Annotated in this window: 22 protein-coding genes; 10 read left to right on the top strand and 12 right to left on the bottom strand. The window is 32.6% G+C overall.

Annotation, left to right across the window (positions count from 1 at the left end):
• Positions 1-68: 68 nt before the first annotated feature.
• The 3 genes from CHB81_RS21600 to CHB81_RS21585 form a co-directional block, all read right to left on the bottom strand.
• The gene (locus tag CHB81_RS21600; protein ID WP_089353914.1) at positions 69-266 is read right to left on the bottom strand and encodes a hypothetical protein; all 198 of its coding nucleotides are present in this window, start codon (positions 264-266) and stop codon (positions 69-71) included.
• Between the two features lie 208 nt (positions 267-474).
• Positions 475-1,863, bottom strand: coding sequence for a radical SAM protein (locus CHB81_RS21590; protein WP_089353912.1), 1,389 nt, complete (start codon positions 1,861-1,863; stop codon positions 475-477).
• A gap of 10 nt (positions 1,864-1,873) precedes the next feature.
• Positions 1,874-2,635, bottom strand: coding sequence for a prolipoprotein diacylglyceryl transferase (locus tag CHB81_RS21585; protein WP_089353911.1), 762 nt, complete (start codon positions 2,633-2,635; stop codon positions 1,874-1,876).
• 98 nt (positions 2,636-2,733) lie between these two features.
• On the opposite strand from CHB81_RS21585, the gene CHB81_RS21580 reads away from it, so the two are divergent.
• Positions 2,734-3,507 (top strand): TlpA disulfide reductase family protein, encoded by a 774-nt coding sequence (locus CHB81_RS21580; RefSeq protein ID WP_089353910.1) that lies wholly within the window; start codon positions 2,734-2,736, stop codon positions 3,505-3,507.
• A 94-nt stretch (positions 3,508-3,601) separates the two neighbouring features.
• On the opposite strand, the gene CHB81_RS21575 is transcribed toward CHB81_RS21580, so the two are convergent.
• The gene (locus tag CHB81_RS21575; RefSeq protein WP_089353909.1) at positions 3,602-4,594 is read right to left on the bottom strand and encodes a virulence RhuM family protein; all 993 of its coding nucleotides are present in this window, start codon (positions 4,592-4,594) and stop codon (positions 3,602-3,604) included.
• A 267-nt stretch (positions 4,595-4,861) separates the two neighbouring features.
• Here CHB81_RS21575 and CHB81_RS21570 point away from each other — a divergent pair, with 267 nt between their 5' ends.
• Positions 4,862-6,481, top strand: a complete 1,620-nt coding sequence (locus CHB81_RS21570) for an ABC-F family ATP-binding cassette domain-containing protein (RefSeq protein WP_089353908.1) — start codon at positions 4,862-4,864, stop codon at positions 6,479-6,481.
• Positions 6,482-6,539: 58 nt separating this feature from the next.
• On the opposite strand, the gene CHB81_RS26960 is transcribed toward CHB81_RS21570, so the two are convergent.
• Complete coding sequence (locus tag CHB81_RS26960) at positions 6,540-6,713, bottom strand: hypothetical protein (protein WP_165902304.1); 174 nt, start codon at positions 6,711-6,713, stop codon at positions 6,540-6,542.
• Positions 6,714-6,874: 161 nt separating this feature from the next.
• On the opposite strand from CHB81_RS26960, the gene CHB81_RS21565 reads away from it, so the two are divergent.
• The gene (locus CHB81_RS21565) at positions 6,875-7,462 is read left to right on the top strand and encodes a hypothetical protein (RefSeq protein WP_089353907.1); all 588 of its coding nucleotides are present in this window, start codon (positions 6,875-6,877) and stop codon (positions 7,460-7,462) included.
• Positions 7,463-7,577: 115 nt separating this feature from the next.
• Here CHB81_RS21565 and CHB81_RS21560 read toward each other — a convergent pair whose 3' ends face one another.
• The 4 genes from CHB81_RS21560 to CHB81_RS21545 form a co-directional block, all read right to left on the bottom strand.
• A complete protein-coding gene (locus CHB81_RS21560) occupies positions 7,578-7,973 on the bottom strand; it encodes a VOC family protein (RefSeq protein WP_089353906.1) in 396 nt (131 codons plus the stop codon).
• Positions 7,974-7,992: 19 nt separating this feature from the next.
• The gene (locus CHB81_RS21555) at positions 7,993-8,409 is read right to left on the bottom strand and encodes a hypothetical protein (RefSeq protein WP_089353905.1); all 417 of its coding nucleotides are present in this window, start codon (positions 8,407-8,409) and stop codon (positions 7,993-7,995) included.
• Between the two features lie 219 nt (positions 8,410-8,628).
• Complete coding sequence (locus CHB81_RS21550) at positions 8,629-8,946, bottom strand: TIR domain-containing protein (protein WP_089353904.1); 318 nt, start codon at positions 8,944-8,946, stop codon at positions 8,629-8,631.
• Between the two features lie 4 nt (positions 8,947-8,950).
• Positions 8,951-9,421, bottom strand: a complete 471-nt coding sequence (locus tag CHB81_RS21545; protein WP_089353903.1) for a hypothetical protein — start codon at positions 9,419-9,421, stop codon at positions 8,951-8,953.
• Positions 9,422-9,697: 276 nt separating this feature from the next.
• On the opposite strand from CHB81_RS21545, the gene pyrR reads away from it, so the two are divergent.
• The 7 genes from pyrR to CHB81_RS21510 all read left to right on the top strand — a co-directional run bounded on the left by pyrR (position 9,698) and on the right by CHB81_RS21510 (position 14,820).
• A complete protein-coding gene (gene pyrR / locus CHB81_RS21540; protein ID WP_089353902.1) occupies positions 9,698-10,237 on the top strand; it encodes a bifunctional pyr operon transcriptional regulator/uracil phosphoribosyltransferase PyrR in 540 nt (179 codons plus the stop codon).
• A gap of 85 nt (positions 10,238-10,322) precedes the next feature.
• Complete coding sequence (locus CHB81_RS21535; protein WP_089353901.1) at positions 10,323-10,964, top strand: hypothetical protein; 642 nt, start codon at positions 10,323-10,325, stop codon at positions 10,962-10,964.
• Positions 10,965-11,015: 51 nt separating this feature from the next.
• Complete coding sequence (locus CHB81_RS21530) at positions 11,016-11,942, top strand: aspartate carbamoyltransferase catalytic subunit (protein ID WP_007805228.1); 927 nt, start codon at positions 11,016-11,018, stop codon at positions 11,940-11,942.
• Positions 11,943-12,079: 137 nt separating this feature from the next.
• Positions 12,080-12,412 carry a ribonuclease Z gene (locus CHB81_RS21525; RefSeq protein WP_089353900.1) on the top strand — a complete coding sequence of 111 codons (333 nt, stop codon included), beginning with the start codon at positions 12,080-12,082 and terminating at the stop codon, positions 12,410-12,412.
• Between the two features lie 106 nt (positions 12,413-12,518).
• Positions 12,519-13,427, top strand: a complete 909-nt coding sequence (locus CHB81_RS21520) for a ribonuclease Z (protein ID WP_089353899.1) — start codon at positions 12,519-12,521, stop codon at positions 13,425-13,427.
• A 72-nt stretch (positions 13,428-13,499) separates the two neighbouring features.
• Positions 13,500-14,144: a pyridoxamine 5'-phosphate oxidase gene (gene pdxH / locus CHB81_RS21515; RefSeq protein WP_089353898.1), complete on the top strand. Its 645-nt coding sequence runs from the start codon at positions 13,500-13,502 to the stop codon at positions 14,142-14,144.
• 172 nt (positions 14,145-14,316) lie between these two features.
• Positions 14,317-14,820, top strand: a complete 504-nt coding sequence (locus CHB81_RS21510) for a CAP domain-containing protein (RefSeq protein ID WP_165902303.1) — start codon at positions 14,317-14,319, stop codon at positions 14,818-14,820.
• A gap of 395 nt (positions 14,821-15,215) precedes the next feature.
• Here the strand turns inward: CHB81_RS21510 and CHB81_RS21505 are convergent, their stop codons facing one another.
• The 3 genes from CHB81_RS21505 to CHB81_RS21495 all read right to left on the bottom strand — a co-directional run.
• Positions 15,216-17,162, bottom strand: a complete 1,947-nt coding sequence (locus tag CHB81_RS21505; RefSeq protein ID WP_089353967.1) for an OmpA family protein — start codon at positions 17,160-17,162, stop codon at positions 15,216-15,218.
• 11 nt (positions 17,163-17,173) lie between these two features.
• The gene (locus tag CHB81_RS21500) at positions 17,174-18,085 is read right to left on the bottom strand and encodes a type IX secretion system membrane protein PorP/SprF (protein WP_089353897.1); all 912 of its coding nucleotides are present in this window, start codon (positions 18,083-18,085) and stop codon (positions 17,174-17,176) included.
• Positions 18,086-18,248: 163 nt separating this feature from the next.
• Positions 18,249-21,332: gliding motility-associated C-terminal domain-containing protein (locus tag CHB81_RS21495; RefSeq protein WP_141130439.1), on the bottom strand; the 3,084-nt coding region annotated here is incomplete at its 5' end.

Raw genomic sequence — 21,332 nt, 5'->3', positions numbered from 1 at the left:
TTGTTATTTGGTTTTCACCTGAAGGAGAGCATTCTAAGCCTGGCAATTTTATTGCCAGGTTTTTTTTATTAATGCATTCCGCCCAACGAAAAATTGGCAGCACAGGTACCAAAACCAATTATAAAAGCTATAACGGAGTATAGAATAATTTTTAATGAAACTTTTTTATCGTCTGATATAAATATCAAACGACCTATTCCAATTAAAAAAGCAATCACACTTATAAAAGCAGTGAAACCTCCCACTAAAACTAAAAACTCTCCCATATAAAATATAAAATTATAGATTACTCATAATGACTACGCATGTTCCAAATCCTATTACAACAATGATTATAGGAATCAACAAAAGTGTTAAAAAAAACTTTTTGTTTTCTTTGCTAAAAATTAAACCAACAAGGCCAATTAAAAACATCGCCAACAGAATAAATCCCCAAAACACTAAACTCTCCATATCCATATTTTAATAGTTTTATTAAACATTTAATTTTTCTCTTATTTTTTCAATTTTGTTATCTCTGTAGAATAAATTCATAGTTTCAAACGGAATAATTTTCATTTTATCACTTACAATATGAACACATGATTTTTTAACCGCCCTAACATCAAAATCATGAGCATCCATAAAATTCATAATCAAAATTCGAAATAAGTTATTATAATTTAAGGTGTCTGACTGAACTCTTGGCAAACAACACATTAATTCATTAAATTCACCTTCAGCACAATCTACAGAAATACCTGTGCTGAATAAATTAAGCATATGTGTTTTTAGTTTTTCGTCATGCTCAAAAACGATTGTGTTTTTCGAATTATTCAACAGATCTTCCGGATTAATCAAATGGGTCATAGGAAAAACTTCTCCATCAATTTTTAGCGCATAAGCCATACATAAAGCGTCTGGATTGCAAGGAACAGGAATTAAATCCTGTGGAGTAAAAAGAGGAGCTTGCTCGTAAATTTTTCTGCGGACTTCTGTGAGGGTTATTCTTCCTGAAATATCATCGTAATTATCATTTCTGCCGGCAACTTGTGTAGGCTGAAAAGTAACACCACGAACACATTTTTGTTGTAAAGCATACTCTATTATTTTACCAATTTCATCGTCATTTTCTCCTTTTTGAAGTGTGATGACCAAGGTTGTCGAAATATTAAAATGATTTAGATGTTCGATGGCTTTTTTGCGTACTTCGGTTAAATCTTCACCACGCAATTTTTCCAATACTTCGGGTTTAAAACTGTCAAATTGCAAATAAATTTCAAAATCGGGCATATAGGTAGCAAGAGTCTCCACAAATTTGATGTCTTTTGCAATTCTAATACCGTTTGTATTTACCATCAAATGTTTGATAGGTTTACTTTTGGCAATATCTAAAATTTTAAAAAACTCAGGATGCACAGTTGGTTCTCCTCCTGAAATCTGGACTACATCCGGTTCACCTTCGTTTGCTACAACAGTATCAAACATTTTTTCAATTTCTTCTAATGTGCGATGTCTGCCGTAGTTTGGAGCTGAGCTGGCGTAACAAGTAGGGCAGGCTAAATTACAACGATCTGTAACTTCAATAATTGTCAAACAGGAATGCTGTTCGTGATCTGTACATAGTCCGCAGTCATACGGACAACCATAATGCACTTTTGTATTGAATTTTAAAGGCATTTCAGATTGTTTATTGTAATTACGAAGTTGCTTATAATAGTTAACATCATCTGCAATCATCGACTTTAACTCGCCATGTGTTTTGCAATGTTTTAACATCCAGACTTTATCATCCTGAAAAACAATTTTAGTGTCTACAAGGGCTAAACAATGAGGACAAAGGCTTTTAGTGTAATCGTAAAATATGTAATCACGAGTTTTCATTCTATTATATTTAAAGTGAAGAAATAAGATTTTCTTTGTATTGATAAGCAAATATTCGGCAGAGAAACTTCCAATAATAAATAAAAATTAAAATCGAACTCCATTGTATGCTGCTTAAATTAAGAAATAAAGGTTGGTATGGTTTTAAAAATTCTACTAAAAATCGAAATAAAAAATATAAAACCATAAAGAGTTTAAATCGATCTCCATTAATCAAATTTTTATTTTTTATACTTTGAAATAAAACAAAAAGAAAAATCATAAATAACATTTCATACAAAGCAACAGGATGTCTTTGCAGGCCGTCACCTAAATTCATTCCTGTAAAAAAGGTAGTTTCGTTGCCATAAGTTGGCTCTGCAATTCCCATGGAAAAACACCCAATTCTGCCAATAAATAATGCCACAATAATTGGAATAACATATAAATCTCCCGAAGCGATTTTTACTCCAATTATTTTTTTTATTATTTCAACGCCAAATAATCCTCCCAAAAATCCTCCTGCAACTGTTTTGTTTTGATATAATGTTAAAAAAGTCTGATGGGTAATTGATGACGGAGTTTCTAATAAAGCAATAAATCTTGATCCTATTAAAGCACCAATCATAGCACCAATCATTATAATTAAACGATTAATGTCTGATATAGGGTCTTGTGTTCTTTTCTTCAGAAAATAATAGATTCTTATGCCAATAAAAAAAGCTAAAGTTTCAAATATAAAATGCCAGTAAAAGGTTTTTTCAAAGATTTCAAATTGAAAAGGGAATATCATTTTTAATCAGAATTTTAGCTAATATAGGTAAATCCAGGTGAATGTTTTTAAAATAAATTTAAGTATTTTTGAAATCCAAATTCAGGTATTAAAAATTCATGAAGAAGTCAATCATTTTTCTAATAACATTTCTAGTTTCAACTACAATTTTCAGCCAAACCAAATTCGGAAATCCGGAAGTTGATCCAAGCCAAATTCAAAATAAATTCAGCGATTGGTGGACGTATCAAAGTAAAAATATAATGCTTTCCAGAGATTATGTTGCACTTGATACAGATTCAAAAGAAATTTCAAAAGAAGCTTTTCTAAATGAATTAACAAACGGAAATTACATTCCAATACGACTAAAGTCCGAGGATTCAATTTACTATTATAAGCTGTTTAAAATTCAGCCAAATTCAGATACAAGTATAAAAGCCACCATCAATCAGGAAGCTTTTGATGCCTTAAAGAATTTTGAAATGGAAGGAAAACCTTTTCCTAAATTCTCGTTTAAAGACCTAAACGGAAATCTGGTTTCAAACGAAACTATGAAAGGAAAAATAATAGTCATAAAATGCTGGTATATTCATTGTGCCGCCTGCATTAAAGAATTTCCCGAAGTAAATCAATTAGTTGAAAAATACAAAGACCGAAAAGACATACTTTTCATAAGCCTAGCCGAAGATACACCGGAACAACTAAAAGTATTCTTGGCAAGAAAACCACTTTCATATTCCGTTATTCCAAACATGAAAACGTATATGAACGAAACCTTGAATTTAAATGCCTTTCCAACACATTTTATACTTAATAAAGGAGGTTCGATTGCTAAAGTTTTAAATAACTATAAAAGTCTTGAAGTTGCTTTAGAGAAAGAAAGTAAATTGTAAAAAGTTAGATGTTAAAAGTAAGAAGTTAGGTGTTATTGTATTTTGCCTTTTATGTAAAAAGTTTATTTTAATGAACTTATATACTAAAGCTTAACTATTTCTTGTTTAATCTCATTATTTCCTTATCAAAATCAGACAAATATTCTCTGTCTTGAATAATTCGGAATTTTTCAAACTCCATCTCAGCTTTGATTTTTGCTTCTAAGTGAGTGATTTTTCCTTTATCATTCAGAATTGGATAACTTGAAAGTTGCAGAAAATTATTAAGGAAAACACTCCAATCTTCCATTTGCATAATAATCTGTCTTTTGGTATAATTTTCGGCCAGATCTAAGTAGGCAGAAACAATTCGATTAAGTTCTTGAATATGTGCGTCATTCAAATAGTTTTTAGCAACACTAACATCACTTTTTAGAATTTTTCCGTCAGGCGCATCTTTCCATGTCGACAATCCCATATAAATTTTGGCAGCATCAGCTTCTGTATAAATTATTTCCGCAGCAGTTTTTCCGGTTATTGCCCAATGAAGTTTATTTTGTACCGTTGCAAAAAAAGCTTTAGTCTCAATACTATCTTTTTCATAATTTGCAGAAAGAGCATAGATATCCGTTATTTTTTGATAAAAACGTCTTTCCGAAGAACGAATTTCTCTAATGCGTTCTAATAACTCCTCAAAATAATCTTTGCCAAAAGCCTTTCCGTTTTTAAGCATTTCATCATTCATAACAAATCCTTTAATGATGAATTCTTTAAGCGTTTTGGTTGCCCAAATTCTAAATTGAGTAGCCTGACTAGAATTTACTCTATAACCAACAGCAATAATTACATCAAGATTGTAAAAATCAATTTCTCTGCTAACTTCTCTTTTTCCTTCGATTTGAACTGCTCGAATTTTTCGAGTAGTTGAAATTGAATCTAATTCTAAACTTTTATAAATTTCTTTTAAATGATAGGTTATCGTATGGGATTCAATTCCAAATAACTGTGCCATTGCTTTTTGCGAAAGCCAAAAGCTTTCGTCAAGATAAGTTACTTCGACTTCTATTTTAGATTGAGAAGTTTGATATAATAAAATGGGAGCCTGCATAATTTTGAATAAAAAGTGAAGGTAAGCAAAATTGTAATTTTAAACCATATAAGTGATATAAGAGATTATAAGCTTAGTTTAAATATTTATAAAACTTACATGATTTATTTTTTAGCCATATAAGTTATTAAGTTTGGCTTAAATGAACTTATATGACTTATATGGTAAAAAATAAACGCCCACAATAAAAAAACTTAGAACCTTAGCACCTTTGCAACTTAGAACCTTTTTCACTACTTTTGCACCAAATTAATTAAAAAGACATTCATGTTAACAGTCAATAATTTATCAGTTCAATTTGGCAAACGAATTTTGTTTGACGAAGTAAATACCACATTCACACACGGAAATATTTATGGAGTTATTGGAGCCAATGGTGCTGGAAAATCTACTTTTCTAAAAATCATTTCGGGCGATATCGACCCAACTTCCGGACACATTCATTTAGAGCCGGGAAAACGTATGTCGGTTTTGAACCAAAATCACAACATGTTCGATGAGCATACCGTTTTGGAAACCGTTTTGATGGGAAATAAAGTTCTTTATGCTGTTAAAAAAGAAATGGATGAGCTTTATTTAGACTACAACGATAAAAACGCAGACCGAATTGGAGAACTTCAGGTTCAGTTTGAAGAAATGAACGGATGGAATGCAGATTCTGATGCCGCATCGATGCTGTCGAACTTAGGAATCAACGAAGAACACCATTATACTTTAATGGGAGATCTAGAGGGAAAAATTAAAGTACGTGTGCTTTTGGCGCAGGCACTTTTTGGAAACCCGGATTTGCTTATTATGGATGAGCCTACCAACGATTTGGATTTTGAAACCATCTCTTGGTTAGAAAACTTCTTGGCAAATTATGAAAATACAGTAATTGTAGTATCTCACGACCGTCACTTTTTAGATTCGGTTTGTACACATATTTCTGATATCGATTTTGGAAAAATAAATCACTACTCAGGAAACTATACTTTCTGGTACGAGTCTAGCCAATTGGCAGCAAAACAACGTGCTCAGCAAAACAAAAAAGCCGAAGAAAAGAAACAGGAATTAGAAGAGTTTATTCGTCGTTTTAGTGCGAACGTTGCAAAATCGAAACAAGCAACTTCTCGTAAAAAGATGATTTCTAAATTGAATATTTCAGATATCAAACCTTCAAGCCGTCGTTATCCTGCGATTATTTTTGATCAGGATCGTGAAGCCGGAGATCAGATTTTGAATGTAGAAAATTTAGAAGCTTCAGTAGAAGGAGATCTTTTGTTTAAAGGAGTAAACCTGAATATGGCAAAAGGCGATAAAATCGTTCTTTTCTCTAAAGATTCACGTGCTACAACAGCTTTCTACGAAATTTTAAACGGTCAGCAAAATGCTGATGCAGGAACTTTTGATTGGGGAATTACAACAAATCAGGCTTATTTACCGGCAGAAAATCATTCATTCTTTGAAAACGATTTGACTTTGGTAGATTGGTTACGTCAATACGCAAAAACAGAAGAAGAGCGCGATGAGGTATTTATTAGAGGATTCTTAGGGAAAATGATTTTCTCTGGAGAAGAAGCTTTAAAAACAAGCCGCGTTTTATCAGGAGGAGAAAAAGTACGTTGTATGTTATCAAGAATGATGATGGAGCGTGCAAATATCCTGATGCTTGACGAGCCAACAAATCACTTAGATTTGGAGTCTATTACGGCTTTCAACAACTCATTAAAAAACTTCAAAGGTTCAGTAATTTTCACAACGCATGACCACGAGTTTGCACAAACTGTTGGTAATAGAGTAGTGGAGTTAACGCCAAATGGAGCAATAGACCGTTATATGACATTTGATGAATATCTGGATGATGAAAAAGTTCAGGAATTAAGAACAAAAATGTACGCTAAATAAAACATAGTTTTAGATAAAAAAGAAATCCCGTTCGCAACCGAACGGGATTTTTTTATGCTTATTTATTGCCGAATATCTTGGCGAAGATGAAAATAATAATCGCAACTATAAAGATGACGATAAAGATTCCGAATCCCATTCCGGCTTTAAAAATATCTCCTATAACTTCGCAACTAGTAAATGAAAATAGTATTACAAATACCATTAACAAACGTGTAATTATCTTTTGCATGATTTTGCTGTTTTAAGTTTTGTAATAAGAATCCAGTATTCTAATTATCGTAGATTAAAATTACTTCAAACAATAAAAAAATGCTTTATATAATTTGATTGAAAAGTTCTAATATTTAGAGATTTCTATTAACTTAGATAAAGTTTAAACAAGTAAATCTTATGATTAAAAAAGTTCTGGAAAATATAGCTTATCTCTATTATCCTAAAAATATATGTGCATGGACAGAAAGGGATAAACTCATTGCATCTGATGAATATAAAAAATTACGTTCTCTTATTGATTCTTTTGATACAGAAGAATCAATAAGAGAACGTAAAGTACTTACCGATGAATTTGAACAAGATTATACATTAAAGGAGTTCCAGGACTTTTCCAAGCTTGACCATTGGGAAGACAGATGTTTGACATTTTTTCTTAATGTGATTGAGAATGGCGAATTAAAATCAATCAATTTGTATATAAGTTTTTTAGTTCCCTATTATGTAATTCAAACGATTACTCATAAAAACCAAATGGTTATTCCGCAGTCAAAAATTGATGAGTTAGAAAAAAATAGTTCCGAAACCAGAAAAATTGACGAGTTGGTTTTAGAAGTTGAAAAAATTGTAGAAAATAAATTATCATATCAGAAATTTCCAAAAGAATTATTGAATGTTGTTCTTGAAGATATTTCATTTCAGGATTCTTACTTAGGTGAATTTAAAATGTTCAATGCCTTTTTTAATAATCAATCCGTACGGGAATAAATTAAATAGCAAAAAAAATCTACTAGTAAAATATTTCAATATAAGTAGAGAGCCATCGGCTCGGCAAATATTGTAGGGCTGGATTTTAATCCAGTCTACGTATGGAGATAAATAGTTAGATTATTTCAATAAGCTGAATCTTATTCCCACAAGTATCATCCAAAATAGCAATTTTTACATTCCCCATTTCAGTTGGTTGCATACTAAATTCTACACCAAGACTAATCAATCTTTCATATTCTTCCTTAAGATTATCAACATTAAATTGCGTGTAGGGAATTCCGGCTTCAAACAACGCTTTTTGATACGTTTTTGAAGGTTCAAAATGATTTGGTGATGGTTCTAATAAAACTTCAACTCCGTCTGGTTCGTCTTTAGAAACTACCGTTAACCATCTATTGCCTTCGCCTAAAGGCACATCATGTTTTTTAATAAAACCTAATTTTGTAGTATAAAATTGTAATGCCTTTTCCTGATCTTGGACAGGAATTCCTATGATTTTTACTTTCATGATTTTTAATTAGCTTTGATTAGTATTGCTTTCGTTCAAATAATAATATTCTATTTAGATCTTTTTCAATTGATTCCAAATAATCATTTTCAGTAGGATATGTATCATATGATTGTTCCCACGGAGAAATATGATCTTCATTAGAGTTCAAATATTTTTGGATATTACTTAATAAAAGTTCGCGATTAAAAATTGGAGTATTAAAGTTTTCTATTCGATCATTTTCTTCATAGTTAAGTAGAATATTATACAACTTCCCTAAATTAATTTTAAAATTATTTTTGCCTAATACCTCAATTGTAAATTCAATATCAGATAAATCCGGATCAATCGATAAATTAAAAATTGGCGTTATGTCATCGTATGGTTCTCCCCAGTCAAATTTCTTTTCTTCAATATAACAATGAGGAAATGTGCTTTTGTCTATGTAAATCATTTTTTTTATTGACTGGATAAAATTGCTAAATCTAGATTTGAAATCTTTGACTTATACTTTAAGGACGAGGAAAGAATTTCCGCAGTATCGCCTTATATTCTTTCGAGATTGGGTTTTAATTGTCAAAATATTTTGAAAATTACTATAAGATTGTTCATTTTCTAATTACACAAATTATAATTTTATGGTTTATAATTACAAGAGCAGAATTGAAAAATATTAACAAAATGTATTAGAATTACTTATTTTTTCTAAAATACTTTTAACTGAAATTTTAACTATCTCTTTTTTTAATTCAAGAGCACGATTAATTTCTAATTCAACCCATTTAGAATTGTAAACGTTTTTTGTTTCTATAATAATTAATACATCACATTGATCTAATTCTTGAAAAACTCTTTTTTGTTTATCAAGAGAATTATTATTTATAAGATCTATATAAACATCACCGCTAATTTTTAAAAAGTTAGCATAATGTTGTAATAAAGAAAATGTAATTTCTTTATCTCTTATTGTATAGCAGACAAAATATTTCATAAGATTAGATTATATTAGTCCAAAATAAAAGAGAAGCAATTAATGTAATAATAAACATTGTTAAGTACAAAAGCATTGAATAATTGAATAACGATCTCCAAATTCTATTTTTACTAGTCCTATCAATTTCAATAATAATTTCGTCATTATCTTCACTTATAGTTTTCTTAATAATATTTCTATGCTTTATATTGTTAAATAATACATTCATCTTTTCACGTAATTTATCTTGATAGAAGTATGTATAACTATCTAATATCCAAAAAAGCAATGTTAGGGTAAAAATGCTAATAAATAAGGATCTGTCTAATTTATCATCAGATAACTTGATTAATATAGGAATAGAGATTCCTACTAATGTAAAATATAATTTTTTCAACTCTGTACTGGTAGATGCAAAGAAATTTGTGGCTGTATGCAGTTGATCAATTACTTTCCAATCTATTTCGTCTTCTAAGCTTTTTTCGTATATCATGTTTTTTGGTATTTAATATTTGATAGTTCATTTTAAAAAATCATTCGGTGTCATGTTGATAAATAAAACAAAAAAACAGCAAATGAAATGTTTTAAATCTACAGCAGCAAAAAAAAGATTTTATTTTGTAAAACTACAAATGTAAAAACTTTTGAAAATTAAATTAAGTTTAGCAACTTAAAGAATCAATTCAATAAAAAAATATTTCCCTTCCCAACACCCCAACAAATAAATTCTGATTTCGTATATTTGCCCAACCAAACATTACACTTAATTATGAGCCAAAAAGTATTACTTAATTCAAAAGAAGTTACTATCATACTCCATCGTTTGGCTTGTCAGTTAATCGAAAAACATCTTGATTTCTCCGATACTATTTTGGTCGGGATTCAGCCAAGAGGCGTTTTTTTAGCTGAACGTTTAAAACAAATATTAGAAAACGAATACAAGGTTCCTGAAATTTCTTTGGGATATCTGGACATCACTTTTTTTAGAGATGATTTCCGTCGTACTGATAAACCGCTGGAAGCCAATAAAACACAAATAAATTTTATAGTCGAAGACAAGAAAGTCATTTTTATAGATGACGTTTTGTTTACCGGACGTAGCATTCGTTCTGCTTTAACTGCAATTCAATCTTTTGGGCGACCTTCAGAAATCGAATTGTTGGTGTTAATCGACAGACGTTTTAGCCGTAATTTACCAATTCAGCCCGATTATCGCGGTCGTCAGGTAGATGCTATTAATGGCGAAAAAGTAAAAGTGAGCTGGATAGAAAATGAAGGTGAAGACGTTGTTCATCTGGTAACGAATTAGTTTAATCGGTAAATCGGTTAATTGTTTAATCGCAATAAACAAAACGATTAAACAATTTTAACAAATCAACAATTAAACAATAAACATGACAGAGAATAAAACGTTTATTTATGAATCAATTTTTAATCAGATCAGAATGGGATTTCATTCTATTGATGAGATTCAGGAAAACATTATAGAAGAAATTGAGGATAACGAATTTGCAGACGAAATCTCTGAAGAATGGGCTTTTGATACCATAAGAGAGGAATACCAAAAGTTACTTTCGGAAAGTAAACAATGGAAAAGTCCAACAGATACTGAAAGACTAATAAATGCGTTTGATGAATTATGTGATGATAATATCGTTGCGCTTCACAAAGCAGGTTACACCACAACCGATGGTGAATATGAAGTAGTTGAGGTTGAAAGAGAATTGCAGGAAAATGAAATAGAGTCTGATGGTTATTGCTTTTATCACGAACAAGACTTAGCAAGAGCAATCGCTATTGAAAATCCAAGCTTGTATATCGCTTTTCAGAAAGTAGATAATTCTGATGATGCAGTTACTATAGAAGTTGGAAAACGAGTTGCCGAAGTTTTAATAAACAACGATTTTAAAATAAAGTGGGATGGTTCTGCACGAACTAAAATTGAAATTACCGGTTTCAGATGGCAGAAGATTTTTGATGAAGATGCAAGGGATTTGCAAGATTACAGTGAAGTTGTAGATAGAATGATTCAATAAAGCAGCTTCTCGTTAAAGAAGCATTGACAAATAAATATTAAAGAAACAAAAATGAAAGAATTAAGCGTAAATCACTTATTAGGAATTAAATACATCAACGAGAATGATATTAACCTAATTTTTGAAACTGCCGATCATTTTAAAGAAGTCATTAACCGACCTATTAAAAAAGTTCCTTCATTACGAGATATTACGATTGCTAACATATTTTTCGAAAACAGTACCAGAACAAAACTTTCTTTCGAGTTAGCACAAAAACGATTATCTGCAGATGTTATTAGTTTTTCCGCAGCACAATCATCTGTTAAAAAAGGAGAAACTTTAATTGATACTGTAAACAATATTCTATCTATGAAAGTAGATATGGTAGTAATGCGCCACTCCAATCCCGGAGCGGCTTATTTTTTATCTAAAAATGTCAAAGCCAGTATAGTAAACGCCGGAGACGGAGCACACGAACATCCAACTCAGGCTTTATTAGACAGTTATTCGATCAGAGAAAAATTGGGCGATGTAGCCGGAAAAAAAGTTGTTATTGTAGGTGATATTCTGCATTCAAGAGTAGCCTTATCAAATATATATGCTTTGAAAATGCAAGGCGCTGAAGTTAAGGTTTGCGGACCAAAAACATTGATTCCAAGATATATTGAATCTCTAGGAGTTACGGTTGAACCAAATTTACGAAAAGCATTAGAATGGTGTGACGTTGCAAACATGCTTCGCGTTCAGAACGAACGTATGGATGTAAATTTCTTTCCATCAACACGTGAATACGCACAACAATATGGAGTTGATAAACCATTATTAGATTCACTTGGAAAAGAAATCGTAATCATGCACCCGGGACCAATCAACAGAGGAGTAGAGATAACCTCTGAAGTGGCAGACTCAGATCATTCAGTGATTTTGAATCAGGTCGAAAATGGTGTAGCGATCAGAATGGCTGTAATTTATCTTTTAGCTTCGAAAATACAGTAAGTTTAGTTTTTTTGTTTCAAGTTTCACGTTGTGGGACGTTCAGCTTGACAAACTTGAAACCTGAAACTTTGAAACTAAAATTAAAAACAAAAAACTTCGTACCTTAGCTCTCGAAAATAGAGCCTATATATTATAAAATGAAAGTAGATCAAAAAGGACATACCGTTACGATTAAAGATACCCAGGGAGATTTTAATTCTTTTTTGGAGAAAGTGACGCAGCAGTTTAAAACCTTTGAAAAACAAAATATTATAATCGATTTAACATCAAATGCTCAATTGGCAGAAGGTGATTTGAAACTTTTTTTACCGCTTTCCAAACAACAAAAAAAAGCTAAAAAATCATTTATAATTGTAGTTTCTGATCTTGACTTTAATGCTATTTCTGATAAATTAATCGTTGTTCCTTCCCTTTTAGAAGCACATGATATTATCGAAATGGAAGAAATCGAAAGAGATCTCGGATTTTAAGAAATTGGTTAATTGTTTATTTGTTTAACTGTTTAATCGATATTTTTATCTGATTTTTAATCTTTGGCGATTAAACGATTCACCAAATAAACGAATAAACATAAAATTGAAATTAACTATACTTGGCTGTTATGCCGCAACTCCCAGAACGATTACTAACCCAACAGCGCAGGTTTTAGAGATTAAAAACAGAATGTTTTTGATTGATTGCGGAGAAGGAACTCAAGTACAATTGCGTAAAAACAAGATTAAATTCTCAAAAATTAATCACATTTTTATTTCGCATTTACACGGAGATCACTTTTTTGGTCTGATTGGGACTATTTCGACTTTTGCGCTTCTGGGACGTACTACTGATCTGCATATTTATGGTCCAAAAGGAATCAAGGAAATCATTACGTTACAATTGAGATTATCGAGTTCCTGGACAACTTATGAGTTGTTTTATCATGAATTGGAATCTAAAGAAAGCGAAGTCATTTTTGAAGATAGTAAGGTTATCGTAAAAACGATTCCGCTGAAACATCGCGTTTACACGAATGGATTTTTGTTTCAGGAAAAACCCGGAGACAGAAAACTAAATGTAGACGCCGTAAGGCAATACGAAATTCATACGGCATATTATCAAAAAATAAAAGGCGGAGGAAATGTTACGCTTGACGACGGAACTGTAATCGAGAACGAGAAATTGTCTTTTGACCCAATTCCTGCATTGAGTTATGCTTTTTGCTCAGATACGGTTTATCATGAGAATATTATCCCAATTATAAAAGATGTTGATGTTTTGTACCACGAATCTACTTTTCTGGAATCGGAAGCTGCTTTGGCTTTAAAAACATTACATTCTACTGCAATAGAAGCTGCAAAAATAGCTTTAAAAGCAAATGCCAAACATTTGGTTTTAGGACATTATTCTACAAGATATGACGGAATTGAGCGTTTTAAAGAAGAAGCAGAAACCATTTTCCCAAATGTCTTATTAGGAAATGATGGCGTTTCTTTTGATTTTGAATAATACCAGGTTTAAAAATCAAAATTTGATCACATCTAAAAATCTAAGAAGTCCAACAATCTAAAGATCTAAAAAATGAACGATTTAAGCAATTATAGAAAGTCTTACGAGAAAAGTGAATTATTAGAAACTAATATTCCTGAGGATCCAATTAACCTTTTTAACCGATGGTTTCATGAGGTCGAAGATTTTGGCGCAAGCGGAGAAGTAAACGCTATGACGGTTTCGACAATTGGATTGGACGGTTTCCCGAAATCGAGAGTTGTTTTATTAAAGAAATTTTCTGAGGAAGGTTTTATTTTTTATACCAATTACGATTCCGAAAAAGGAAAAGCAATTGCCGCAAATCCACATGTTTGTTTGTCTTTTTTTTGGCAGGAAATGGAGCGTCAGGTAATTATTAAAGGAACTGCTGAGAGAACTTCTGAAAACATTTCGGACGGTTATTTTGATTCTCGTCCTGACGGAAGTAAACTTGGTGCGATAGTTTCTCATCAAAGCGAAGTGATTCCGTCAAGAGCATTTTTAGAAGAAAATTTAAAGAAACTGGAAGCCGAATTTGAAGGAAAACCAATTCCAAGACCTGAAAACTGGGGTGGATTTTTGGTAACTCCTTTAGAGGTAGAATTTTGGCAGGGAAGACCAAACAGATTGCACGACAGAATTCGTTATACGAGCCAATCTGATTTTTCTTGGAAGATCGAGAGGTTATCTTCTTAGTTGTAGGAATTTTACTTTGTATAATAAAATAATGATGTAGTTCATCGATTAATTTTGTAGTTTACCGATAAATTAAATACGTTTGGCTTAAGAAATACGAAAAGATTTATCTAAAAATAAATTTAAAGAATTTGCCCCAACATTTACTTTAAAGTTTTAAATGCTATTGATTATGAAGAAGATTATCTGCAACATGTTGTTCATTGTAATGTTTATTACAATGAACTCATGCACTGCTGACACTGCTGAGGGAACTGAAGATAGTACTTCAACAGAGCAAGTTGTAACAAGTTATACATACAACGATTCTGAACTTGAAACGATGCAATTAATAAACGATTACCGTGTAAGTATCGGTTTAAACGCATTAGAAAAAATCAATCACATTTCTTATAAGTGCGAAGAGCATAATAAATACATGATCGAGAACAATGTTGTTAATCACAATGATTTTGTTTTACGTTCAGAGAATATTATGAAATTGCTTGGTGCTAAAAACGTTGGAGAGAATGTAGCTTATAACTACAAAACTTCTGATGCTGCTTTTAAAGCCTGGTTAGACAGCCCGGAACATAAAGAAAATATTGAAGGAAATTATACTCATTTTGGAATATCGATAACAACCGATCCAAGAACGGGAAAAAAATACTATACAAATATATTTGCAAGAATATAGGAAAATTTTGGACTGGTTGGTTTTTATTGGTCGTTGTAATTCAAAGAATTGCAACGACTTTTTTTTTTGCAAAATTTATAAATTCCAAATAGAAAAAATTATACAGTCCTTATAGTTATCGGGAGCTAAGTTTTTTTAATCTTAGTTTTTATAAAAGGCAATCCAGATAGCTATCGGGAGCAAAGCTTTGTATTGATTTAGCTTTGTGAACTCTGTGCTTTCTAAGGCATATTCTTAGATAAAAATCTTTGCGCTGTTTGCGGTAAAAAATAATTAGTGAGTATATTTATTTTTCCCACAATATTTAGCGTTGATCCTAAAAAAAAATCCAAATTCCAATAATAGAATGAATATCATTGGAATCTGGAATTTTAAAATATTGGAGTTTAAATTTTTTATAATGCAGTAATAATAAATTCGCTGCGTCTATTTTCCTGATGCTCGGCTTCTGTACAAGGCACATCGTCGGCGCATCTATTTACAAGTTGGGTTTCTCCATAACCTTTACCTGATAATCTGTTTGGTGCAATGCCGTTTTTAACGAGCCATTGTATGGTAGATTTGGCTCTTCGGTCAGATAAGGCGTCATTGTATTTAAATGAGGCACGACTGTCTGTATGTGAGCGAATATCCAGTTTCATGGTAGGATTGTCATTCAATACAACTAATATTTTTTCTAAGTCTAAAGCAGCTTCCGTTCTGATATTTGATTTGTCTAAGTCAAAATAGATCATTTTTATTTTGAAGCATTTTCCTAAATCATCCCCAACGGTTACTTTACAAGTTGACGGATCTAATGCAATTGGAAGGCTGGTTTTACCGGTTATTTTTCCAATTGTTATGCTAACTTCTTTAGTAGAAAAATCTACTTTCTCCGCTCGGACATTATAACTTTTGCCGCATTCAACAGAGAAGCTGTAATATCCCGCTTCATCTGCAATGACAGAGCTTTTTGGGTCATTAGATCCCATATCGTATAAGGTAACTTTTGATCCCGGTAAAATTGCTCCGGTCTCAGAATTTGTGATAATACCGTTTAGTTCCTGGATACATCTTAGTCTTTTTGTTTCTAAAAATTTATAGATATCATCAGAGCCTAACCCGCCTTCTTTATTGGAGCTAAAATAACCTAGTCGGGAGACAGGATCAATGATGTAAGCAAAATCGTCTTTTGGAGAGTTAATATCGGCACCAAGATTCTCAATTCCGGTTATAGTTCCGTTATCTTCTATTTGTCCCACAAATACATCCAAACCACCTAATCCGGGATGTCCGTCTGAGGCAAAATAGATTTCCTTCTCGTTAGTGATAAACGGAAAAGTTTCTTTTCCTTCAGTATTAACGGGCTTTCCTAAACTTTCGGGCGTACCATATTCTCCGTTGCCATTTATGCTAACTTTATAGATGTCGGATTGTCCTAACGTTCCAGGCATATCAGAGGCAAAATAAAGTGTTTTTTCGTCGGGGCTTAGTGCTGGATGTGCGGTAGTGTAATTATCACTGTCAAACGGAAGTTCCGTAATATTTCCCCATTTGCCATCATTATTGAGTGTTGCTTTATATATTTTTACTAAAGTAATTTTATTTTCATTTTTTCCTTTTTTACCATTTACATAGTTGTTTCTTGTAAAGTAAACCGTTTTACCATCTTTTGTAAAAACTGGTGTAGCTTCGTGGAATTTAGTGTTTAAAGCACTTTTAAATTTATGCACTTTAGAAGCACTGTTGTTTGTGGTATCAATATCGGCATCATAAAGATTTGTAAAGTATTCTCCTGTCCATTTGTGTTTGCGTTGCGAAAAATTTCCGGTGTCTCTGGCAGAGGTAAAGTATAGTTTGTTGTTGTATACAAATGAACCATAGTCTGAATATTTACTGTTTACACCTGCATCTTCAATTTTATAACGGCCTGAATTTGCTTTAATCTTGTCGAGATAGTTTACATCTTCTTTATAAAGTTTACCTCTAATATCGTCTTTGTATTTGGTATTAAACTCATTCAGAATTTTGTTTGCTTGGTCAATTTGTCCTATAGATTTTAAAGACTGAGCATATCTGTAATAATATTCAGGTTCAAGATTTGTGTTCATTGCAAATAGTTCTCCGTACCATTTTGCAGCTCCGTCAAACTGAGAGTTGAAATAATAAGAGTTACCAAGCTTTTTAAACATGTCCTCAGATTTGTATCCCTTTTGGGCTACTTTCTCGTAGGTTTTTATCGCGTCAACATAAGCATAGTTATCATATTTTTTATCACCAGAGTTTACTTTTGTTTGCTGAGAATAACTTTTAAATGAAAAGACACTTATGATTGTTAGACAAAGGAATATATAATTTTTCATAATAATCATTTTTAAAAGAAACGAGGAGTTGTGATTTTACCATTGTTTTTGAAGATTTCATAGCGCAGGAAAATTTCATGCGAACCTGAATTGTAGTTCTTTAAATTGGTCGTTTCGTTGTCATATCCATATCCAACATATAACCCATCTGTGATTTGAAATCCTACCATAGCACTTATGGCAGCACTCCATCTATAGGCCACTCCAACAGTAAATTTTTCAAAAAACATGAAGTTTGCAGAAACATCTACTTGAAGAGGAGCGCCTTCAACCATTTTTGTTAGTAATGCGGGTTTAAATTTTAAATCATAAGAGAGATCAAAAACATATCCTACCATTAAATAATAGTTCATTTTATCTTTATAGATTGCTACATCATTATCATCATAGCGATTGGTTTCTATAAAATTAGGAACCGATAATCCTATGTATGCTTTATCTGAACGCCAATAAACTCCAGCTCCAATATTAGGTGAAAAATCACTATTAAAGTCTTGAAACTGGGGATCTCCGGCGGTTTCGGGGTTTAGCTTAGTCACATCAAGATTAAAAATATCTGCAGTGGCTTTAATACCAAAAGAGAGTTTCCAGGTCTCAGAAGTTGGTATGGTATAAGATACATCTGCCGAAATTTGGTTTTCGTTTGTGGGACCAATTTTGTCATTCACTAACGAAAGTCCTATCCCTATATTGCTATTATTGATTGGAGTATTAACCGAAACAGTATTGGTTTTCGGAGCTCCATCAAGTCCTACCCATTGATCGCGGTGCAAAGCAAAAATACTTAGAGCGCCACGAGAACCAGCATAAGCGGGATTTATATTTATTGTGTTGTACATATACTGCGTAAATTGTGCATCTTGTTGAGCATATCCCGCAATTGTAACAAACATAATGACGAAGAAAAATAATTTTGTTCTCATAGTAGATATTTATTATTTTAATTATTGCTATTGATTTTTTGTAATACGGTAAATCAAAAAAGTCAATGCACTCGCTTATTCAAAAAATAAGGATTTTTTTTATTGATTATTACTTAATGCGCTATAAAAAATATTAGTTATAGCGCATTTATCCTACTGTAATCTATCTTGACAGATATAAATATCCGTCTAGTTTATTATTTTGAATTGCATTATTTCCGTCTAAAGATTTGTAGTTAAGAATATAAAAATAGGTTCCTGTTGGTAATCCATCTGATTGTTTTACAGTTGTTCTTCCTCTTGAGGTTCCGTCAAATGCGTTGGTTGTATTATTGTAATTTGAAGTTTCAAAAACCAATATTCCCCAACGATTATATATTTCTACAGTGTTTTCAGGATAGCATTCCGTCTGATCGATATTATCAATTACGAAAAAGTCATTTTTACCGTCTCCATTAGGAGAGAAGGCATTATGTATTACAATGTTTTCACAGGCTAATACTCTGCAATCATCATTTATTTCCATAGTAAGAAATATACTTCTTGGACAATTGTCGTCGACTATTTTATATTCAAATTTATAATTGCCAAGCGCTAGTCCAAATGCATTAAGTACATTTCCTTGCAATGCATTGCTGCCATCTATATCTGTCCAAGTTCCTGTTCGTGGTGTGTTTTCTGGCAATAAGGCAAGTAAATCAACAGGAGATCTGTCATCAGTACAAGCTTCGTTTGCGAGGTTCGTTACGCCAGCCGGAGCTACTGTGATAGTGATAGTAGCAGTATCACAATTGTCAGTATTTAGTTTATCACAAATTTGATAAGCATAATTATAAGTTCCGGACGGAGTTAAACTTGATACCATTACATTTCCGGAAGCATCAATAGTAATGTTTGGATCTGTTTTTGGTTCATTATCGGTTTGGCTCAATAACGTAAAGTTTATCAGTTCTAATGAAGCTCTCGTTGCACCTATAAAGTCATTGGCTAAAACGTTTCCTGCTAATCCAAAAGTATTACAGCCAATAGTATAGATATCATTTACAGCATCAACCGGAGATATAACTGTAACGGTTACGGTAGCAGTATCACAGTTTGAAGTTTGATCGGCTTCACAAATTTGATATACCATTGTTAGAGTTCCCGCAGGTGCATTTGGTAAAATGTCTACAGAACCATCAGCATTTAATTGTAAAAATTCATTTGGTGTTATCGTAGTTATTATAACATCAGACGCCGTTACAACCACACCTTCAATGGTATCATTTGGTAAAACATTCAAAACATTTGGTGTAGTAGTATTAAAACCAGGAAACGGACCGGCACTATCATCATTGGCAACAATATCTTTGTATTCTTTACAGTTTACACCAAAGTCAGCATCTAAGTGAATTAAATCTTCCGGAGTTACCGTTACCACATATGAGGATGCGCTGGTTGTTTGACAAACAGTATGCATTGCAGGTTTGGCTGGTTTAGCGGTTTTTCTTTTATCTGCTCCAGAAGACGGAATAACTTTTACTAAACCACTAAACCCTAAAGTTGTTGCGGCAGTGTCAAAATTTGCATCTCTAACCAATTTTATAGTATAATCTCCATAAGGATTTTCAAACTCAGGTCTGCTTCTCCAGAATCCCATTATGCCTACAATTACTTCGGCATGATATCCGCTAGGACCATCGACGATAACATTTGCACTTGCTGCATTTCCAAAACCGCCGGCATTTAATTCACCAACATTTTGTGAACCTGTATAACTGCCATCACCATTTAGATCAATCCATTCCCATAGACTAAAATCAATTGATCCTTCGCTATCCGGAACATTTTTAGTTATAACACCGTCATTGTTAGCATCGTACCATTCGTCCTGAATTCCGTTACTATTAGTATCGTACCAAACAAAATCTCCTAAAATTGGAAGATTTGATTTTCCGTATTCAAAATTATGTTCTTGAAATTTACAATCTTCAAGAGTTGTAAAGAACAAACTTGTAGTTACAGGAAACAATTGATAAACACTATTTAAATTCGCATCCTGAACCTGAACTAAATAACTTCCTGCAGCCATACCTGTAAAAGTATAACGACCATCAGCTCCCGTAATACGTAGTAATATAGGACCAGTTGTAGTACCTTGCGGAATCAATGTAACAGGTACATTTGGAAGAGGAGTATTTGTATCTACATTTATAATTTGTCCGGAGATTTTAATAGTATAATTTGGCTGAGTAAGCACTACTGTAGTTGTAGCTGTACAAGTTTGATTCTCATTGTTTACCACAGATGTTGCAGTAAGCGTATAAGTTCCAGCCGGTAAATTTGTATTATCAACAATCTCGTTATTTTCATTTCTGATAATTACGGTTGAACCAGGACTATTGGTAACTGCAATCGAACCGTCATGACCTCCAAGACAAGTAACATTTGAGCCAATTGCACTTATTGAAACTTTATTGTCAACAGTAAACGTTTGAACCAATTCGGTTTTATTACCAGCACAATCTGTCAAAGTATAGGTTCTTGTTAATATGTAAACATTTCCGTCGCAACCACTTGCGCCATTATTAGAATCGCTAACTGTAATATTTACAGTACTACTGCAATTATCAGCAGCATCAGGGATGTCAGCTGGAGTTCCGGCTGGAATATCCGCAATGCTTTGCAAATTAGCTACATCAGCAGGAGCAGTTCCCGTTGGAGGAGTTGTATCTCTTACTGTTATGATTTGAATGTGTGAAGTAATATTTCCACCACAATCACTAGTAGTCCATTTACGGGTTAAAGTATAATTTGTAGCACATTCGTTTTGAATATCACTTTTTGTTTCAGTGAAAACGATTGGTAAATTTCCATTACAATTATCAGAAGCTTCAAGATTTGCCGGTGCAGGAACTGCATCACAAGAAACTGTAATATTACCCGGAAGTTCTCCTGCAAAGGTTGGCGCTGTAGTATCTTCGATTGTAATTACTTGCGTGAAAGTTTCAGAAGTATTTCCGCAATCGTCTTTTACAGTCCAGGTATTGGTATAAGTTCCTGCATTTGAGCAGCCTTCTACCGCTACAAACTGACCGGATGCTTTTACGATATTCGAAACATCAGTATCACAAGCATCGGTTGCAACAGGGAATAAGGCTTGTGCTGCTGCCAAAGCTTCCAGATTGCTGCATTCTATTTTTGCGTTAAGCGAATTAACTTCAGTAGACCAGGTTGGCGCTGTAGTATCTTCGATTGTAATTACTTG

Source organism: Flavobacterium sp. ov086 (assembly GCF_900187965.1).
GTDB lineage: Bacteria > Bacteroidota > Bacteroidia > Flavobacteriales > Flavobacteriaceae > Flavobacterium.
This window is presented reverse-complemented; position numbering and strand designations above follow the sequence as displayed.

Coding starts and splice junctions, on each gene's coding strand:
- CHB81_RS21600 (WP_089353914.1), bottom strand. CDS start 266: ATGGGAGAGTTTTTAGTTTTAGTGGGAGGTTTCACTGCTTTTATAAGT.
- CHB81_RS21590 (WP_089353912.1), bottom strand. CDS start 1,863: ATGAAAACTCGTGATTACATATTTTACGATTACACTAAAAGCCTTTGT.
- CHB81_RS21585 (WP_089353911.1), bottom strand. CDS start 2,635: ATGATATTCCCTTTTCAATTTGAAATCTTTGAAAAAACCTTTTACTGG.
- CHB81_RS21580 (WP_089353910.1), top strand. CDS start 2,734: ATGAAGAAGTCAATCATTTTTCTAATAACATTTCTAGTTTCAACTACA.
- CHB81_RS21575 (WP_089353909.1), bottom strand. CDS start 4,594: ATGCAGGCTCCCATTTTATTATATCAAACTTCTCAATCTAAAATAGAA.
- CHB81_RS21570 (WP_089353908.1), top strand. CDS start 4,862: ATGTTAACAGTCAATAATTTATCAGTTCAATTTGGCAAACGAATTTTG.
- CHB81_RS26960 (WP_165902304.1), bottom strand. CDS start 6,713: ATGCAAAAGATAATTACACGTTTGTTAATGGTATTTGTAATACTATTT.
- CHB81_RS21565 (WP_089353907.1), top strand. CDS start 6,875: ATGATTAAAAAAGTTCTGGAAAATATAGCTTATCTCTATTATCCTAAA.
- CHB81_RS21560 (WP_089353906.1), bottom strand. CDS start 7,973: ATGAAAGTAAAAATCATAGGAATTCCTGTCCAAGATCAGGAAAAGGCA.
- CHB81_RS21555 (WP_089353905.1), bottom strand. CDS start 8,409: ATGATTTACATAGACAAAAGCACATTTCCTCATTGTTATATTGAAGAA.
- CHB81_RS21550 (WP_089353904.1), bottom strand. CDS start 8,946: ATGAAATATTTTGTCTGCTATACAATAAGAGATAAAGAAATTACATTT.
- CHB81_RS21545 (WP_089353903.1), bottom strand. CDS start 9,421: ATGATATACGAAAAAAGCTTAGAAGACGAAATAGATTGGAAAGTAATT.
- pyrR (WP_089353902.1), top strand. CDS start 9,698: ATGAGCCAAAAAGTATTACTTAATTCAAAAGAAGTTACTATCATACTC.
- CHB81_RS21535 (WP_089353901.1), top strand. CDS start 10,323: ATGACAGAGAATAAAACGTTTATTTATGAATCAATTTTTAATCAGATC.
- CHB81_RS21530 (WP_007805228.1), top strand. CDS start 11,016: ATGAAAGAATTAAGCGTAAATCACTTATTAGGAATTAAATACATCAAC.
- CHB81_RS21525 (WP_089353900.1), top strand. CDS start 12,080: ATGAAAGTAGATCAAAAAGGACATACCGTTACGATTAAAGATACCCAG.
- pdxH (WP_089353898.1), top strand. CDS start 13,500: ATGAACGATTTAAGCAATTATAGAAAGTCTTACGAGAAAAGTGAATTA.
- CHB81_RS21510 (WP_165902303.1), top strand. CDS start 14,317: ATGAAGAAGATTATCTGCAACATGTTGTTCATTGTAATGTTTATTACA.
- CHB81_RS21505 (WP_089353967.1), bottom strand. CDS start 17,162: ATGAAAAATTATATATTCCTTTGTCTAACAATCATAAGTGTCTTTTCA.
- CHB81_RS21500 (WP_089353897.1), bottom strand. CDS start 18,085: ATGAGAACAAAATTATTTTTCTTCGTCATTATGTTTGTTACAATTGCG.